Source organism: Infirmifilum sp. NZ (assembly GCF_022693705.1).
Lineage (GTDB): Archaea > Thermoproteota > Thermoprotei > Thermofilales > Thermofilaceae > Thermofilum.
The window spans coordinates 949887-967182 of the sequence record NZ_CP094288.1; the positions used below are offsets into that span (position 1 = coordinate 949887).

18 protein-coding genes and 2 tRNA genes are annotated in these 17296 nt (G+C 53.1%); 7 read left to right on the plus strand and 13 right to left on the minus strand.

What is annotated here, in order from left to right:
- Window positions 1–329: 329 nt before the first annotated feature.
- Window positions 330–608, plus strand: a complete 279-nt coding sequence (locus MOV14_RS05145; protein WP_318536279.1) for a 50S ribosomal protein L37ae — start codon at window positions 330–332, stop codon at window positions 606–608.
- Here MOV14_RS05145 and rsmA read toward each other — a convergent pair.
- Together rsmA and MOV14_RS05155 are read right to left on the minus strand one after the other, a co-directional pair.
- Window positions 591–1388 carry a 16S rRNA (adenine(1518)-N(6)/adenine(1519)-N(6))-dimethyltransferase RsmA gene (gene rsmA, locus MOV14_RS05150; protein WP_326403598.1) on the minus strand — a complete coding sequence of 266 codons (798 nt, stop codon included), beginning with the start codon at window positions 1386–1388 and terminating at the stop codon, window positions 591–593. The two genes, MOV14_RS05145 and rsmA, sit on opposite strands and share 18 nt — an antisense overlap.
- A 55-nt stretch (window positions 1389–1443) precedes the next feature.
- Window positions 1444–1518: transfer RNA gene (locus MOV14_RS05155), tRNA-His, on the minus strand.
- A 282-nt stretch (window positions 1519–1800) separates the two neighbouring features.
- Here MOV14_RS05155 and MOV14_RS05160 point away from each other — a divergent pair.
- Window positions 1801–2346 (plus strand): GTP-dependent dephospho-CoA kinase family protein, encoded by a 546-nt coding sequence (locus tag MOV14_RS05160; RefSeq protein ID WP_318536281.1) that lies wholly within the window; start codon window positions 1801–1803, stop codon window positions 2344–2346.
- Here the strand turns inward: MOV14_RS05160 and MOV14_RS05165 are convergent.
- Complete coding sequence (locus MOV14_RS05165) at window positions 2305–3099, minus strand: TFIIB-type zinc ribbon-containing protein (protein WP_318536282.1); 795 nt, start codon at window positions 3097–3099, stop codon at window positions 2305–2307. The two genes, MOV14_RS05160 and MOV14_RS05165, sit on opposite strands and share 42 nt — an antisense overlap.
- Window positions 3100–3278: 179 nt before the next feature.
- Entirely contained in the window at window positions 3279–3512 is a 234-nt protein-coding gene (locus MOV14_RS05170) for an Lrp/AsnC family transcriptional regulator (RefSeq protein WP_326403599.1), read from the minus strand.
- Window positions 3513–3853: 341 nt separating this feature from the next.
- On the opposite strand from MOV14_RS05170, the gene MOV14_RS05175 reads away from it, so the two are divergent.
- Window positions 3854–3927: transfer RNA gene (locus tag MOV14_RS05175), tRNA-Gly, on the plus strand.
- A gap of 42 nt (window positions 3928–3969) precedes the next feature.
- On the opposite strand, the gene MOV14_RS05180 is transcribed toward MOV14_RS05175, so the two are convergent.
- Genes MOV14_RS05180 through MOV14_RS05205 form a run of 6 tightly spaced genes read right to left on the minus strand, consistent with a single transcriptional unit; the run spans window position 3970 to window position 11322 of the window.
- Window positions 3970–4497, minus strand: a complete 528-nt coding sequence (locus MOV14_RS05180) for a nicotinamide-nucleotide adenylyltransferase (RefSeq protein WP_318536284.1) — start codon at window positions 4495–4497, stop codon at window positions 3970–3972.
- 15 nt (window positions 4498–4512) lie between these two features.
- A complete protein-coding gene (gene rgy, locus MOV14_RS05185; RefSeq protein ID WP_318536285.1) occupies window positions 4513–8292 on the minus strand; it encodes a reverse gyrase in 3780 nt (1259 codons plus the stop codon).
- Between the two features lie 48 nt (window positions 8293–8340).
- Window positions 8341–9276, minus strand: coding sequence for a thiamine pyrophosphate-dependent enzyme (locus MOV14_RS05190; RefSeq protein ID WP_318536286.1), 936 nt, complete (start codon window positions 9274–9276; stop codon window positions 8341–8343).
- On the minus strand, window positions 9276–10463 hold the full coding sequence (gene porA, locus MOV14_RS05195) for a pyruvate ferredoxin oxidoreductase (RefSeq protein WP_318536287.1): 1188 nt from the start codon (window positions 10461–10463) through the stop codon (window positions 9276–9278). The genes MOV14_RS05190 and porA overlap by 1 nt, the downstream gene beginning before the upstream one ends.
- A 3-nt stretch (window positions 10464–10466) precedes the next feature.
- A complete protein-coding gene (gene porD, locus MOV14_RS05200; protein WP_442786701.1) occupies window positions 10467–10745 on the minus strand; it encodes a pyruvate synthase subunit PorD in 279 nt (92 codons plus the stop codon).
- Window positions 10746–10755: 10 nt separating this feature from the next.
- Entirely contained in the window at window positions 10756–11322 is a 567-nt protein-coding gene (locus tag MOV14_RS05205; RefSeq protein ID WP_442786702.1) for a 2-oxoacid:acceptor oxidoreductase family protein, read from the minus strand.
- 155 nt (window positions 11323–11477) lie between these two features.
- Here MOV14_RS05205 and MOV14_RS05210 point away from each other — a divergent pair, with 155 nt between their 5' ends.
- Complete coding sequence (locus MOV14_RS05210; RefSeq protein WP_318536290.1) at window positions 11478–12530, plus strand: hypothetical protein; 1053 nt, start codon at window positions 11478–11480, stop codon at window positions 12528–12530.
- Here MOV14_RS05210 and MOV14_RS05215 read toward each other — a convergent pair.
- Entirely contained in the window at window positions 12527–12772 is a 246-nt protein-coding gene (locus tag MOV14_RS05215; protein ID WP_318536291.1) for a hypothetical protein, read from the minus strand. The genes MOV14_RS05210 and MOV14_RS05215 overlap by 4 nt on opposite strands.
- Before the next feature lie 253 nt (window positions 12773–13025).
- Between MOV14_RS05215 and MOV14_RS05220 the strand changes: the two genes are divergently transcribed.
- Window positions 13026–13436: a hypothetical protein gene (locus MOV14_RS05220; RefSeq protein WP_318536292.1), complete on the plus strand. Its 411-nt coding sequence runs from the start codon at window positions 13026–13028 to the stop codon at window positions 13434–13436.
- A gap of 3 nt (window positions 13437–13439) precedes the next feature.
- On the opposite strand, the gene MOV14_RS05225 is transcribed toward MOV14_RS05220, so the two are convergent.
- Window positions 13440–13766 carry an AbrB/MazE/SpoVT family DNA-binding domain-containing protein gene (locus MOV14_RS05225; protein WP_318536293.1) on the minus strand — a complete coding sequence of 109 codons (327 nt, stop codon included), beginning with the start codon at window positions 13764–13766 and terminating at the stop codon, window positions 13440–13442.
- A 159-nt stretch (window positions 13767–13925) separates the two neighbouring features.
- Between MOV14_RS05225 and serS the strand changes: the two genes are divergently transcribed.
- Together serS and MOV14_RS05235 are read left to right on the plus strand one after the other, a co-directional pair.
- Window positions 13926–15281, plus strand: a complete 1356-nt coding sequence (gene serS / locus MOV14_RS05230; protein WP_318536294.1) for a serine--tRNA ligase — start codon at window positions 13926–13928, stop codon at window positions 15279–15281.
- A gap of 66 nt (window positions 15282–15347) precedes the next feature.
- A complete protein-coding gene (locus tag MOV14_RS05235) occupies window positions 15348–15746 on the plus strand; it encodes a translation initiation factor IF-5A (RefSeq protein WP_318536295.1) in 399 nt (132 codons plus the stop codon).
- Between the two features lie 298 nt (window positions 15747–16044).
- Here MOV14_RS05235 and MOV14_RS05240 read toward each other — a convergent pair whose 3' ends face one another.
- Window positions 16045–17238, minus strand: a complete 1194-nt coding sequence (locus MOV14_RS05240) for an MFS transporter (protein ID WP_318536296.1) — start codon at window positions 17236–17238, stop codon at window positions 16045–16047.
- Window positions 17239–17296: the final 58 nt, after the last annotated feature.

A 17296-nucleotide genomic window follows, 5' to 3' on the forward strand; every position in this document is an offset into this window, starting at 1 on the left:
TGGCTCATAACCCCCTCTCGCGCTTAGCGGCGATAGTCGAGATATGCGCCGAGGTCTGGGACTGCGTGATGGGGCGGCTGCCGAGACGCCGGGCAAAGCCCCGCCGCAGACCCAAGCAAGCTGGCAGGGCAGGCCGAAGACGCGGAGCCCATGAACACCCGACATGGGGCCTCGGATAAGTGAAGAGGTGGATGAGCCGGGCGCGAGTCCCATGGCATCCTAAAGCCAATGTAGGGATCATGGGAAAAGTCACGGAACTCGCGAAGAGAGAAAAGGAAGAGCATAAAGAATTTATTGAGAGATAGGATTCGGCGTGTGGTGTTTAAGCTATGGGTAAGCACACGAAAGTGGTCGGAAGGGCTGGCAGGTTCGGAGCCCGCTATGGATCCACGCTTAGGAAGAAAGTCGCAGCCATCGAGCACAAGATGAAGGCCAAGCACAGGTGCCCACGTTGCCAGAGCGTTGGCACTCTCAAAAGAATTAGCGTCGGCATATGGTCGTGCAAAAAGTGCGGTTACACATTCGCGGGTGGCGCCTACCTGCCTAGGACAGAGGCTGGCCGCACTTTCGCACCTGAGGAGCTGAAGGCGCTAGGATTGAAAGGATAGGTGCTTAACGATTTTGACAAAATCCCAGGGAGAGGTCTCATAAACCCTTTTATCAGGGTCTATTCCCGCCTGTGAGAGTATCTCCCGCGCCTGCTCCTTGCTGATGCCCAAACCTATCGACAGCCCTGTTTGAAGCTTTTTCCTCCTGTAAGGAAATACTTTTTGAGTAAACGCTTCAAGGTGCTCTAGGAAGCTTGGGGGAAACATCCTGGTTGGAACCATCCTAACCACCATTGTTTCCACCTTGGGCCTTGGAACGTAGGCTCGGCTCGGGATTATAAACAGCTCATCGATGCTGAAGCACAGTTGCGCCACAATCGAGAGCCTGCCGTAATTCCTCGACATTGGCTGAGCCAGCAACCTCTCCCCGACTTCCCGCTGCACACCGAGAATAGCGTACTCCAGGGCCTCATCCCTGCATAACAAGAGCACTATCTCTGACGATAAGTTAAATGGAGTGTTGGACACCACAACGTGCCTGCTCCTACTCAGCGCGAGTTTGGTGGCGTCTGATAAAACTATGTCGGCGTTACCTACCTCTTTTACACACTCTTTTAGGAGAAACACCATGTTAGGGTCTATTTCGCTACAAAAAACGTACTCCACTCGTTTTGCTAGCTTCAAGGTTAAGCTACCTAGCCCGCAACCTATCTCATACACTACTCGCGCTTCGCCCACCGCGTCGGTAAACAGCTCTATGTACCGCTCATCCACCAATATATGCTGCCCTAGACGCTTACGCAGGTGGAGTTGCTTTAAGTTCCTCCAACACTCGGACACAGCATGCCTTCCTCCCGCTCATTATTCGAGGCAATATCAAGCTTTCGACTGGAGGGGCCCGGGCCGAGATTTGAACTCGGGTTCACCGGCTCCACAGGCCGGCGTGTTAACCAGGCTACACCACCCGGGCCTCAGCTACTCAGATTTGTACTTGGCACGGCTCTTTTTAAGTTTTCCCTCGTTTATTCTCGTGCTCAACTCACAGCTAATCTTGCTGCAAACTGGACCGGGGGAGTGTAAGCTAGTGGTCGAGCAGTACATGTGAACTTCTCATTTTCTGCTCACATCGCCCTCTTAACTCCTCATCATCCCTGCTCGGCCCGCGGACCGCTTACCGGGTATTGCGCTTGGTGCGGCAACGTGTACCTGAGTTTCGGGAAAAGCTAAAAAGCACAATTGCTACGAGGTGGGTGTGCAGCCTCAGCGCGTGCTCGTGCTTCGTGAAGAGGGGCGAGCGATGCTCGCGTACGGTTGGGGGTTCATGATATTTGAAGACCCTCCTGATTCCGTGAGAACGCTGTTTAATCTGAGCAGGATGGTGGGGATGGGCGGTAAGCCCTTTATAATCACAGTCGGCGACGTCGTTTCCAGCAACTTCGGGACCTACGCGTACACTAATGTGGCGATAGTTGACGGAAAGACTCGCCGTAGAGTGGAACTGGGGGGACCCGGGATCGAGGCTGAGTATAAGTGCAGGAACAGCCCTGGAACGATAACCCCTGAGTGCTACAGCGCGGTGAGCCAGGCTGTTAGGTTAACGCCCGCTGAAGGCAGAGCGAGAGTTGCCGTGGAGGGGGAGGAGGATCTCCTGTCGCTTGTGGCCATAAGAGAGTGCAGACTTAACGCGGGCTGGGTTGTCTACGGGCACTGGAAAGGATTCGTCTGCGCTATCCCGTGCACACCGTTTTTCAAGAGATTAGCCGAGGTACTTCTCGAGACCTACTTCGAGCAGCACTGATGTAACAAAATCCACGTTGCTGCGCAGCGACGAGTAGGGCACGCGGAGCGACTTCGCGAAGTAGTAGAGGTCTCTTTCCACGCCAAGCTTTCGTAGCACTATAACGGCTACTGCGGCGGCAACGTTCCTCCTACTCCTCCCCACAGCGTACCTCCTGATGCGGGAAAGTATTAGTTTTGCATGCTTTTTGACAACTTCCCGCAGGTTTGGGTCAGCGATGTTTCCCATCAAGCCGTCGAGGTCGGCATCCCACTCGCTGGAGATTAGCCCAAACTGTCGGGCGAAGGGTAAGAGGTGAAGCACGTCTCGAACCCTCAGCTTTAAACCCTGAGCGCGAAGCGTCTTAACGAAGTCTCGCAGGTTCACCGACGGGTTGCGCCTCTTTGACTCCAGGTAGAGCAAAAGCGCCAGGATAGCGGTCTTCCTAAATCCCGCATCTTTCTGTCTACTAAGGAAGATGGTGAAGCGCTTATAATCCTCCAGGATCCTTTTTCTCGCATCGGGACTGAGGTTGAGAGCGCTCGAGACCTTGCTGAGAATTCTCCAGAGCCTGTAGTCCTCGAGTTGGCCTGTAATGATGAGGTTCAGCCTTTCCAGGTGAAAATCCTCGCTGCGAGACCTCCTGTGTGTAACTATTTCATGCTCGGGAACCGTGGAGTCCAGGCTTATCTCGACCACAAGGCCGCACTGGGAGCAAACGTAGTAGCCCCTCGGGTCCAAGACAACCTCTCCGCCGCAGACCTCGCACTTCATGTGCATAACGGCTGTTTAGGGATTGAAATATAATGGGGGCTGATTCGAGGAGGGGGTGTTAAACTACTATAAAAAATTTCCGTACAGGCTCAAAGATAGAGCCCCTTATTCGCAAGTTACCGCAAACTGTGTAGTGCCAGTCGGCTTAGAGCCGGCTCTGAAGAGTAGATTAGCAGTAGCTATACTTCAACAACAGGCATTGTTAATGTTCTTTTAACCCCCGGCAGCATGCGTATTCTGGTGAGGATAACCTCCCGTATCTCTTTTTCATCGCTACCTGCAATCTTCACGATTATATCGTAGACACCGTAGAGGAGGTTTGCCTCAACTACACCTGGCACCTTTTTCAGCTCCTCTATCACCGCGCGCTCTTTACCAATATCACAGTTTATCAGAACATAAGCCGTAGGCATTAATTAAATTAATCTGCAAGGTGCTATTTAAGAATTTTCGCATAAAGAAGCTAAGTGCTTGTGTCTGCTCCTGAACCTGAGAAGGTACAGAGACGGTCTGCCTCTGATTGCGCAGAGGAGCTACACGAGCCATGACAGTCTGTTACACCCACATGTATCGTCTCATTACCTATCCCCTGCTCAACTCACTTTAAACCGCAGGGAGCCAAAGCTCCAGAAAATCTCAAAGAGAGTTCCAAAGGGGGAGTATGTGTGCACCGAGAATACATAGTTTAACTCTTTAGCGGGCAAATCTAGGGAGGAGAAAGAATAAATATTGAGACAAAGTAGGGATCATAGTAGCGGCCGTGGTCTAGTCTGGAAGGATGGCGGCCTTCCACGCCGCAGATCCCGGGTTCAAATCCCGGCGGCCGCACTTTCAGGTCGACCCGCTTTCCCACATTCAACCGCTTTCGAGCTATACCAGGCCAGCCAGCTTGTAAAGCCTATGAACTCTTTCTTCTCCTTTGATTGCGTCGATGACCTCAGCTGTCTGCACCGGAACGAGGGCGCGCCATGCTGGGTTCCGCTGAGCCATAAGCTGCCTTATCCTCGTCCCGGAGTACTTCTCCCTCTCGAAAAAGGGTATTTCTTCCACAGGAATCCCCGACGCCTCCAGCAACATCCGTGAGAGCTCGTCGTTCGTGTAAGCTACTTGAAAGCTAGGGGAAAACGTCCTTACGTTGCACACCCACCTGGAGTGCTCCGAAATCGTGTCTGGAATCATGGTGACTATAACCCTTTCGATCATGCCTGAACCCCTGAGGGTGCTCCAGATCATGAGCGCCCTTTCCCCGGCGGTGAAGGGGTTCCTTGGCTCGAAGCTTGTCTGAGCGCTACCTATCCCGACTATCACTTCATCCTCGCGGGAGAGTATCCACTCTATTGCTTTATAGTGGCCTAGATGGAATGGCTGAAAACGCCCGATGTAAAGAGCTCTCCTCAAGTAGACCCCCTCCTTTCAGACCTTCAGGGGCGTGCTCTCGATGCGCATGAGATCGTTGTAGAACTCGTAGAGAATCTCTCTATAGTCTCTTAAGCCGTTTTCCACCTCGTCCATTTTCTCCAAAACCTTCTTGGTAGTCTCCTCTGACACAAGGTCCCCGAAGCTTTCATTCAAACTCGTGTAAACGCTTATTCCAAGTTTAGTCGGCACGAGCTTTCCTCCCTTAACTTCGATGACGTAGTTTCTGATGAAAAGCTTCTTGATTATCTCCGCGTAGGTTGAAGGCCTCCCGATGTTCCTCTCCTTCATCAACGCGATTACATCGGCCTGAGAGTAAAGCGGCACAGTGGGTCTTCTCCTGTAGTCTACGCTGACAATCCTGTATTTTCCAGGGCTCAGCCTGAAGTTCTGCCGTAAGGGAAGCATCTTCAGGAAGCCTTCCTCCAAGACCTCTGACACAAAACCGTACGTCTTTACGAAGTACGCCGACGAGACCTCTACGGTTTCTTCTATCACCCTAGCAGGAGGCATCTGGCTCGCCATAAACCTGGCAAATATTAGTCGGTAGAGCGCAAAGTGCTGCCTTGTCAGAGGGATGGGTAGCTGCAGTATACCCTGCTGTATCATGGTCGAAAGCGTCTCCGCGTCTAAGGGTCTTGTCGGTCGAATACACTCGTGCGCCCCCTCAGTCCCCCATCGGCGCGGGACAAAGAACTCTGCCCCAAACTTCTCCGATAGGTAGGTTCTCGCTACCTGCAAACCTGCATCTGAAACCCTGGTGCTATCCGTTCTATGGTAGGTTATCAGACCGCTCTCGAAGAGCTGCTGCGCGATCCTCATCGCCACGTCGGCATTCATCCCGAGAACTTCATTGGCATCTCTAAGCATGGCGTCCGTGGTGTAGGGGGGCGGCGGGTTCAGTAGCTTCTCTACAGCCGCCTTCTTCTCCACCGTAACTTCGCTCCCTTGAAGCTCCTTCGCAATAACGCTCGGGCGCTTACCGTTTAGCTGGACATCCTCGACTATTAGGTAGACGTCGTTCTCAAGCGTGACCCGGAAGACGGGCTTTATGCTTCTTAACGAATCACGGTACCTCTGGATTATCCACCCTAAGACCGGCGTCTGCACTCTACCGGCCGACAGCCAGCGCGACCCATACTTCTCGTGAAGCTTCTTGCTTAAAGCAAAGCCAAGCCACCTGTCCTCGATGCGGCGAACAAGCTGGGACTCTACAAGGTTCATGTTTATTTCTCGGGGGCTTCTCAGCGCTTCCTCGAAGGCCCTACGGGTAACCTCGTGGAATTCTATGCGTTTTAAAACGCGTGTAAACGGTTTCAGCACCAGGTACACGTCCCACGCTATCTTCTCACCCTCGGTATCCGGGTCCGTGGCCAAGAGCACTTCGTCCACTTCCGACGCTAGCTCTTGCAAGCTTCTCACGATGTCTAGCTTGTCTAAAACCCGCTGGCTGCCGCAGTAGGGGCACACCCTAGTGCTGGACCCCTTGCCCTTAAAGTTGTACGTGTTACCGTCAGCTTTGAAGTCTGTGAACTGACGCCCGCAGTCCAGGCACCGCTTAATGGAGGTGAACACTGGGACGAACGCTTTTCTCTCCGCATTAACAAGAACTCCGTACTTATTGTCGCCGAAGCCTCTGAAAAAGAACTCCGCCGACGTGATGAGGTCAAATACGTGACCCTGGGATGCCACAATCTGCAGAATCCTGTCTCCAGTTGACGTTTCGTAAGATATTATGCCGTTAAACTTACGCTTAGTAGGCTTACCGAAGAACGATGCGATGGTTCTCGCCTTAGTAGGAGACTCGACGACGACGAGGGTAGACTTCACGAGGTCTTTGGTCACAGCCCCGGAAACATCCCCTGCAAGGACCCTACGAATGAAATCTCTTTCCTTTGAAATCTCTTGGATAACCTCCTCAAGATTAATCTCGTCGATCCTTCTCCATTGAGAATCCCCTGAATAAAACCTCATAGATCTCATGAATTTCTCCAGGAGAACCTGGTCTTGCTCGACAACTATCGATAACCCCTTCGAGATCCCGCCGGCGTATAGTCTCGACGTTCTACCTGAAGCCTGCACATACGTGAAGATGTCGGGTATGAGCACGTATAGCTCTCCGTTCTCCTCTACAAGCTTCACCGCCGTTTCAGCAGACAGCCTCTCCAGAACCTCTCTATCCGAAAGATACTTCTCCACGATAGATCTCAATCTAAGGAGGCTCCGGACAAGGGTCGAGAACCTGCCGCTCGCATCGCCGCGGGCGTAGAGCTCCTGCACCTGCCTATACTGGTTAGCGTCCAGCTGAAGCAACCTGTTCCTCACGCTGGCTATGAGCCTATCTATCTCGGCTCTGTCGCCCTTCTCTGAGATCTGCGATATGTTTGAAGCCAGCTGAAGAAGCCTAGATGGTGTTAACTCTTCTGGCTTTAATCTGAACTTGAACCTGGGAACACCAACGAACACCGCATACTTTACAACATGGGGAAGATCGAGACCCCTGACGAGCAAACCGTAGTAGCTCGCTATCCCTATGATGACGTCTAACCCCCCTTCGCTGAACTGCTCCAATACACCTTTTTTCACTCTGCGGTAAACGTACTCCGCTCTTATCCCACGCGACCGAAGCTCCGACGCGACGCTCGCGAGCTCCTCCTCCGGTGTTCCCATCGGGAAAAACACTAGGCCCCCTGAGCCCAACTTCGTGATTATTTCTAAAGCGCTCTCGGTAGGTTTTCCATCTATAACTAATGCGTAAACATCTAGTACATTCCTCAGCTGCTCGCTCCTCGTACCCACCTCAAATCCTAGAAGCTCACGGAACAGTTTCACCCTAACTCCCCGCGCCCTACCTGTAGCTGTAGATACCACCAAAATGCCCCTTCTCCCCTTACTCGCTAGCATCGTGCTTAGCTTCCTCTGCAGCTCTTCCAGCTCTTTTGTCACTTCTTCACTCTGTTTCCTGTTGCGCTGAGAGTATGCGAGCTTTCCCTTAAGCATCACGATCTCGAACGCCGTTGAGATCTCTTCCTGGGAAAAGCCGAGTAGAGTCAGTATTCTCTCTATGTTTTTAGATGACCTCAGAACCGAGTCGACGTCGTCTACAAATATGAAGTCGAAACTCATAGAGGAGAGCTTGTCAAAGTGGTGCGATAGGAAGTTTGAGGTTGATAAGAGCAGTGAGAACTCTCCCCTTGCTATCCTCTCAAGTGCCTCTTCGCGCTCCTTTTGGGAGAGCCCCGAGTGATAGGTGACTATAGAGTCCTTGTTCACTCCAACGCGATCTGAGAACAGGAGGGTCTTCTTGTAGACCTGGTTCAGCAAGGTTGTTGTGGGGAGGATAAGGTAAGCGCGTCGGCCTTTGGAGGCCATGTAAAGGGCCATGATCATGCCGAAAACGGTTTTACCGACACCCGTTGGGGCAAGGACAGCGAAGCTTGATCCTTTAATCACTCTCCTGGCCCAGGTCACCTGCGCAGACCAAGGTTTGCTGGCTAAGGCCTTTTCGAAGAATGAGGTGAACTCTGAGAGCTCCTCCTCAATTCTAAGCACATCACCCAGCCTTTTGGTTTTTTCCGTTTCCTTCAAGAGCCTTACAACTGAGGCCAGAAAGCTCCTGTAGCTTTCTAAGTCTACTGGCTCCTCGAGTCCACGGGGGCTCTTTGAAGAGGGGAGACAAACGTGGCAGGGTAGCCTTTGGTTCAACCTGGTGTCGGTTATAGGACCACCGCAGTTGGGGCACGCCTCACGGAAGATCGCGTGTATGTTCTCCTCCACTTTCCTCGTGAGAAGTAGTTTAAGAGAAAGCTTTAAAAAAATAGTGTTTTAGGATTGGGAGGCAAGCTTAACCAGGCGGTTCCAGTTCTCCTCGATGTCTCTCTTGATTTCCTCGAGGAGCCACCTGTTCTGCGGCTCTAGCAGATGTCGGAACCTACCCTGAAGCTTGAAATAGTCCTCTATGGGTTTCGGTTCCTTCACGGGAACTGTGATCCTTATCTTGCCATTCTCGTACTCGTAGAGCGGCCATATCCGCGTCTGGACGGCCAGCCTTGCGACCTCGATACTCCTTGAGGGGTCAAAGTACCAGCCAGTTGGACACGGGCTGAAGTAGTGTAGCACTACGGGACCGCTGAAGGAAGCGGCCTTAACGAGCTTGTTGTACATGTCGACTGGAAAGGCTGGGTTCATCGTGGCGGCATATGGGACCCCGTGCGCGATCGCTATCTCAATGAGGTTCTTCTTCCTCTCAAGCTTCCCGGGTATCACTTTCCCAGAGGGGCTGGTGGTGGTGTGGGCTCCCTTGGGTGTTGCCCCGCTCCTCTGGATCCCAGTGTTCATGTAGGCCTCGTTGTCGTAGCATATGTATATGAGGTCATGCCCCCTCTCGAGTGCACCGCTCAAAGCCTGGAATCCTATATCGAACGTACCGCCGTCGCCGGCGAAGACAATGACTTTAGGCTTCTTCTTGCCGTACTTCTTACTTAGAATCTTAAACGCAGATTCAATGCCACTGGCTACTGCCGCCGAGTTCTCAAAGGCTACGTGGACCCATGGAACCCCCCAGCTTGTATAGGGGAATATAGTGGTAGCGACCTCCAGGCATCCCGTGGCGTTAACAACCACCTTGGGATCCGGCACGGCTTTTAAAGCCATCCTGACTACCTGAGGTATGCCGCATCCAGCGCACAGCCTATGACCTGGAGCAAAGTACTCTGCTCTTGGAATTTCCTTTAAAGTCCTAATGAACCTCGCCTCACTCACTACTCCTCACCTCTCAACCCCACCCATATAGGGCTTTCCGGAGCTTCACCCTTCTTTAAAACGGCCTCCGAGATCTCGACGATCCTTTCAACGTGCGCCGGCGTGAGGTCCCTACCGCCAAGACCATATATAACGTTGTACAATAGCGGCTTCGCTTTAGAGTTAACAAGCGACGCAGACACGTCCATGAACAGCTGTGCTCCAGGGCTACCAAAGCTGACACTACGATCCATAACCGCGACCACCGAGGCCCCTCTCAGAGCTTCACGGAGCTCCCTGGCTGGGAACGGTCTGTACTGTGTCAGGCTCACTACCCCCACCTTCTTTCCCCTCTCGGCGAGCCTCCTGATAGCGTACCTCACAGTGCCAGCAGAGCTACCCAGGACCATGAGAACCACGTCTGACCCTTCGACGTTGAATGTTTTGACCGGCGCATACCTCCTACCGGTTAGTTCGCCGTACTCCTCAAAGACCTCCCTTATAACTGGCCTCACCGACTCTAGAGACTCAAACTGATTACGCTTGTGCTCCATGTACCAGTCGAAGAGGTCCAGAGGCCCATAGGTAGCAGGTTTGTCCGGGTCGATGGGGTTCACAGGCTCTTTCTTTGGCAGGAACGCCTTCACGTCAGAGTCTTCAAGCACGTATAGCCCCTCAAGAGCATGAGTCAAGATGAAGCCATCAAGGTTCACAATGCTGGGGAAGAGAACCCTCCGATCCTCAGAGATTCTGAACGACACCAGCGTCAGATCGTAGGCTTCCTGAACGTTTTCCGCGAAGAACTGCAACCAGCCAGTGTCGCGCGCCGCGTAAGCATCATCGTGAGAGCAGTGGATGTTTATATTGGGTGATAAGGCGCGGTTGCCCATCGCCATCACAATCGTCGTTCTGAGACCCGCTGCTATCCATAGGATCTCGTACATTAGCGCTAGCCCCTGACTGGATGTGGCGGTGAAGACCCTTGCACCAGCTAGCGACGCCCCCACAGCTGCAGATAAAGCTGTGTGCTCGCTCTCCACGGGAATAAAAGCCGCGTCTAACTCGCCGTTGTTCACGTACTCCGCAAGAGTTTCAACAATTATTGTCTGCGGCGTAATTGGGTAGGCTGATATGACGTCTACCTCTGCCTGCTTCACGGCGTAAGCTACCGCTCTATCGCCGTTCATCCCAACAAGCTTACCTCTCATGCTTTACACCTCAAGCCTCATCTCTATCGCGTGAACCGGGCAAACGTTCGCGCATATCCCGCACCCCTTACAGTAATCGTAATCTATCTGAACGGAGTCGTCGTCCCCTCTCAGTATGGCTGGCTCCGGGCAGTGAATCCAGCACAGCAAGCACTTTATGCACTTGCCGTTGTCCAGGACCGGCTTCATCGCCCGCCAGTTCCCGGTCTTGTTATAGAGGCTCGTTTTCGGCTCGGGTATTATCCCCCCTAGAGGGAGATCCCTCCACGATTTGATCTTCAAGACTAAGCTCTCACCACTCATACTCCTTCACCATCTCGTACGCTTTCTTCACAGCAACAGCATTGCTTTCAGCGAGCTTCGGGTCCCTGCCGAACCTCTCCGCGATAACACCGAGTACGGTCTCGAGCTTCACGACCTCGCTCGCCCGGGCGAATGCACCAAGCATCGGAGTGTTGTAGAATGGCCTGCCAAATATCGCCATCGCGATGCCGTAGGCATCGACGAGCCACACTTTTGCCCCGAGCTCCCTGGCAATTTTCAGCAAGCCTTCAGGAGGCTTCTGCGAGTTCAGGACTATGAGCCCGCCGCTTTTAAGCCCCTGCGTTATATACTGCACCTCGTTGTGGAGAGAGGGGTCGATCACTACCACAGCGTCGGGGTTGTATATGCTTGAGTGCAGCTCTATGGGTTGATCACTGATCCTCGTGTATGCCCTGACGGGCGCCCCCCGCCTTTCAGGGCCGAACTCTGGCGCGTGGTACACGTACTTACCCTCCTTTAGTGCCGACAACGCGAGTAGCTCGCTGGAAGTCACAACACCCTGCCCTCCTCGACCGTGCCAACGCACCTCGTAGATGCTATCGCTCATTGACGTTCAAGCACTAAAACATGGTTCAAGTATAATAAACCTTAAGCAATAAGAGCCTTTAGGACTTGGGGCCAGCGGTATCCGCTTCCTCGCTCAACCGAGCTGGCAAAGTTAATTAGCCATAGAACGCACCTAGACACTTAATGCGGGTCTTCGTGGCTTACGCGGAGGAGCTCAAACAGATCGCTTTTACTCCGCCCTCTCTACGGGACGCGTGGATCACCAGGATAAAGCTGTTTTACAGCGAGAGGTTGCCGCAGCTCGAAGAAAGTCTGGCTGTTCAGCGCGTAGAGCCCTCACCTATAGGCGAGGAAGAGCTGCTGAGGGCGCATGATAGAGATTACATCGAGTTCGTGAAGCGTAAGTCCACCGAAGGTAAGGGTCTTCTCGATTACGGTGACACGCCTGCTTACCCAGGTGTGTTTGAGGACGCTTTAATGACAACAGCCGCAACGCTCACGCTGGCTCGCAGGCTTCTCCTGGAGGGGGGAGTTGGGTTTAACCCTAACGGTGGCTTCCACCACGCGCGGAGGCGAAGCGCGGGAGGCTTCTGTGTTTTCAATGACTTAGCAGTGACTGCGCTGTGGCTTCGCGAGCGTGGCGTTGAGCGGGTAGCCATAATCGACATAGATGCCCACCACGGGGATGGCACTCAGCAGATACTCTACTCCACCGACGTGCTTAAGATCAGCGTTCACGGCTACGGGTACGGCTTTTACCCCGGGACCGGCTGGATCGACGAGCTGGGCGAGGGGGCGGGTTATTGCAGGAACTTTAACATACCTGTACCCCTCGGCTCGGGCGACGACGTCTTCGTCAGGGTTCTCGAGGAAGTAATAACCCCTCTGATCGACGCGTATAGACCGGGTTTCCTCATCATTCAATCTGGCGTTGACGGCCACAGGGGTGATCCTCTAACGGACCTAAACTACACTGAGCACTCTTACATGCACTTTGCATCATTTGTGTCAAGGTACGCGGCTAGCGGTACTCCAGTGCTCGTAACGGGCGGAGGGGGGTACGTTCCATCTACCGTGTCCAGGGTCTGGGCGCTAGTGCTTTCTAGAATAGCCGGTGGCGACGCCAGCCCATTCCTTGTCGGCGATGAACGCACCGCCAGCAGTGAAGACATTGTGAGCCTTGTTGAAGACAGAGTAGCGTGGCTTAAGGAAAAAATCAGGGAGTGCAAGTTCTAATATATCTCAATTTCAACTCCGAAAGCTGATCCCTGCATGCTGACGATGACGTCCACGTCCCTGTTGCCCGTCAACCGCGTGAGCGACTCTACAAACTCTCCGATCTTTGTAAAAAGCTCGCCCGGCGTCTCCCCTACCCCGTCAACGGCAACCTTCACGCTCTTACCGTTAACCTGAACCTCGAATTGAGCGTCCTTGAACATGCTCTTGAGCTTCTTCTCCACGTCACTCTTAGTTATCAAAGCCACCACTAGGAAAAAAGGAAGACTCATGCGTTTAAAAACATATTGGCCCAATTTGCACGGCTCCTCCTTTTCTGCCCTCACTGGCCCCCTTCACTGACCCGAGATCCCTCTCCCGGTTTTCATGGGCTCAGCACTATCGACAAGTCCTACCAGCCTACGGCGCGCGACCTGGTTCGCCCAGGTACTCCTAGAGCTAAATAACGACGAAAAACCTATCTTGCAATTTATTGCCTTTCTGGTGAAAATAAAGATGACATCGGTTGTCGCGCTTAGTGAGATGATGAAAGAGTACACTCAGAAATTCAGTGAGTACCTTGCAAGGAAAGACTACGACTCAGCGATACCTCTGGGTTTACAAACTCTTGAGAACCTCTTAAAGATAGCGAGAGAGGAAATAGTCGGCATGCTAAACGACCCAGAGCTGGTTAAAGTTGGCGAGAGCATACTCAAGAACTATGAAAACATAATCTCCTACGTTAAGGGGTCTCTGAGCACGCTGAAGTATGTTTCACCCATTTACGCTGCTGGTGAAAAGGAACAGCTAGTGGGGCTCATCGCTAGCTCTGTATCAGAGCTTTTCAACTTCGTTATGGGCGCGCTACTCATCGTCGCATCTCTCCAGGGTCGCCAGCAGGCAGAGGAGCCCTTTGGCGTCGTATGATACTCACTCATGCACCTTGAGCGGCTTTATACTCACGACTTCTACCTCAGCGCCCGGCGGTATGGAGAGTTTTTCGCGCAACTCCTTAGGCAAGGTGAACTGCCTGGAATCCGTGTACTTCGTCTTAAGAAGCCTCGCCGTAAACGTGTGCTCCAAGCCGGCATACCTTATCGTCACCTGAGCCTCAACGACGTCCCGCAACCCGAGCTTTCTCACGAGGCTGGCCGGCACGAGGACCTGATTGTTGGAGTACATCTTTATCCTATACGGCAAAGACTCTATCCCAAGTCCTTTTACTCCACGACGTCTCTCCGCCATAACCACTCCCACAATAGTGTGTATTGTAAAAACGTCTTATATTTTTCACGTCCATTCCACCTAGCACTCTCTAAAGATTTCTCTCTTTTACGACAGAAAACCCTGACAGGGCTGAGTAGCGCTCCGGCGTTAACTACTTAAAAACACCCCTGCCAAGAGTTGTTGAGCGGGATGTGGTCAATACTCTACTACTTGAGAAACGATCCTGAAAAGCTCAGGTGGAACTTAAAGGCGCGGTTCATGGATCCTTCTCTTGTAGATGAGGCGCTGAAGCTCGACGAGATGTGGCGCGCAAAGAAGCGAGAGTACGATGAAGCTCGGCACGAGCTGAACAAGGTGTCCGAGCAGATAGGTAAGCTACCGGCCCAAGAGAGGGAGAGGGCTGTAAGCGAGGCCCGGAGGCTCCGTGAAAAGCTGCAGGCTATCGAGAGGGAGCTGTCGTCCCTGGAGAGCGAGAGGGAGAGCATCCTCAGGAGGATCCCTAATATCATCCACGAGAGTGTGCCTATAGGCCCTGACGAGACGTTCAACGTTCCGGTGCGCTACTGGGGCAAGCCGCGCGTGCCCCGAGAGTTCCTCGAGGCGTTCCTCAGGGAGACGAGGGAGAAGGGGTTCAACGTCGAGTACGAGGTCACCGACTGGAAACCCGTCGGGCACGCGGACTTCCTAGAGGGTAAAGGGCTTACCAGCACGGAGAAAGCGTCTGAGGTTGCCGGCTCCCGGTTTTACTACGCGTTCGATGACCTTGTTTGGCTGGATATAGCCCTTACGATGTACGCTCTCGAGTGCCTGGCCAAGAAAGGCTTCACCATACTCCAGCCGCCCCTAATGCTTAAGCAGGGAGTGCTTGAGGGGGTGATCAGCTTCGACGACTTCAGGGACATGGTGTACAAGATAGAAAACGAGGATCTCTACCTGATAGGCACAGCCGAGCACCCCATAGCCGCTTTACACGCGAACGACGTTATTGCCGAGAAAGACCTCCCCCTCCTCTACGCTGGCATTAGCCCCTCTTTCCGCAAGGAAGCCGGGGCTCACGGGAAAGACATGAAAGGCATATTCCGCGTACACCACTTCAACAAGGTGGAGCAGTTCGTTTTCTCGCACCCCGACGAGTCCTGGGAGTGGCACGAGAAACTGATCAAAAACGCCGAGGAGCTGTGGCAGGGCCTAGGCATCCCCTACAGGGTGGTCAACATCGCTTCAGGCGACCTAGGCGTGGTAGCCGCGAAGAAGTACGACCTCGAGGCCTGGATGCCGGCTCAGGGGAAGTACAGGGAGATGGTCTCCTGCAGCAACTGCACTGATTGGCAGAGCTACAGGCTCAACATTAGGTACGCGGAGGTGAAAGGCGCGCCGAGCAAGGGGTACGTCCACACGCTGAACAGCACCGCGCTAGCTATCCAGCGAACGATAACGGCGATAGTTGAAAACTACCAGACACCTGACGGTTACGTGAAGGTGCCAAGCGTGCTGAGAAAGTACCTGGAGCCCGTCGAGCCCAGGCTAAAAGTCTTCGTTTTCTAAACGCTAACAGCCGTGTGCAGTAGCATAAGTTTTTAAGCTTAAAGCCTAGTTCACGCATGTGAGACTATGAGCACGCGCCCGGAGGAGGCTGGAAACATTAAGGTTGGGTCTTTCATAGTCATCGACGGGGAGCCCTGCAAGGTCGTGGAGGTTGAGAAGAGCAAGACCGGGAAGCACGGCTCGGCTAAAGCGAGGATAGTCGGCATAGGCTTCTTCGACGGGGCCAAGAGGAGCATCGTGGTCCCGACAGACGCTAAGGTCGACGTGCCGATGATAAGGAAGTTCAACGCGCAGGTTGTGTCGATCACCGGAGACTACCTACAGCTGATGAGCCTGGATGACTACAGCACGTTTGAGGTCCCCATGCCCGCAGAGGAGGAAATCAAGAGCAAGCTGTCGGAGGGGGCAGAAGTGGAGGTATGGGAGGTTATGGGCCGCTATAAGATAATGCGCGTAAGAAGCTAAAGGAGCAACCTTACAGCACGCCTGCAACTACCCGCTGCTCTCTTGAAGACTCTGGTTTTCACCTTATATTTGCTGCGAAAGCAAGCACTTCGTTTGAAGGATGGCGCAGGTACAGGCGAGTTTTAAATAAAACCCTGCCACTGCAATGAACAGTGATGACCCAGGCAGGCCGCGACTCCCTTCGAATCTACATGAGGAGGGAGAATGAAAGAGATCTTGAGTGCTGAGTTACTTCTCCACAGACTCCCTGAAGTAAAGGCAGATCTCCCTGCAGATTGCCGATAACCAAACTATCATACTATCCGTTCTTTCTCGTCTTTGACGCCTTTAATAAGAGTGGTAGTGTAGAAACCATCAGTAGGAACCCTGCAAGGTATGGCAAGCTCGGGGATATCGCAGCAAGCGTGCCCGTAACTAAGGGCATTGCTAAGAACATCGTGGAGTTCAACGCCGATACACCCGCGGAGATCAGAGCCGCCTCTTCCCTAGATACTGTTTTGAAGAGCCAGTTCCTGTTAAAGACAAACCACGCCGAATCAAACATTCTCGCAGCGAAGCCGAGGAGGAGCAGTATTTCGAAGGGTGGCTTCGCGTAAAATATGAGCGTTGCGATAGCCGCGCCTATGACGGAAAGCATCATTGTATGGAAGCCGTGGCGCTCCGGTATTTCGTTTACGACGAACATTGAGGCTACAGTGGCAAGGCTTACCGATGCCTCCAGCAGTGCTACATGGAAGAGGTTCCCGCCATACTCCTCAACGATGTAATTTACAACGACGAAGGTTGGGACGAGCCGCCAAGCCAGCAGGTACAGCACGTTGACCGCGAAGTACAGCCTTAGCTTACCTCTGAGCACCTGGACTAGGGCTTTGAGATCCTCCAGTATGGACGCGTTTTCTTCCTCCTCTCTCAGAACTACTGGCTGGAAAAACCTCAGGATATACAGGGCCAGCATCATGTCAACCGCCGCGAAGACCAGGAAGCCGTTCCTGACGCAGTCTAAGCTCGGACACAGCACGCCGAACACATAGCCCAAGAATGGGTAGCTAAGCACTGCCGCGGCCTCCGGCAGGCTCATGTGCCACACAAGAGCCTCCTTCATCCTGTCCTCAGGGTAAACTGCCCTCTCGTACGCCTGGTAGAGCGGGTACAGTGTTGCGGCTACGTTCGATACAAGGAGCGAGACCCCCACAAAGAGCGGAACCATGCTTCCCGTAGCAAAGTAGAGGAGGAGTAGCGACGTAGATTCCAGCACGTCGATGAGCAGCAACCCCTTCTTTACATCGTGGAACGTGAAGTACCTGCCAACCAGGAACTTCGCCGGTATCGAGAAAACATTCACGGCTGTGAGGAGTATTCCCAGCTCCAGCACAGTGTATCCCTCTTCGAGGAAGTCATAGGGTACCATATACCACGTGAAGAGGAGCGGCGCCACCATGGCATGGTAAAGAATGTAGTACCTAGCTGACCTCGGTAGCTCGCTCCATCTCACGGCAAGTCTCCAAGAAAGAGCCAAAGAGGCGTTTTAATATAAATAATATAAACATTAT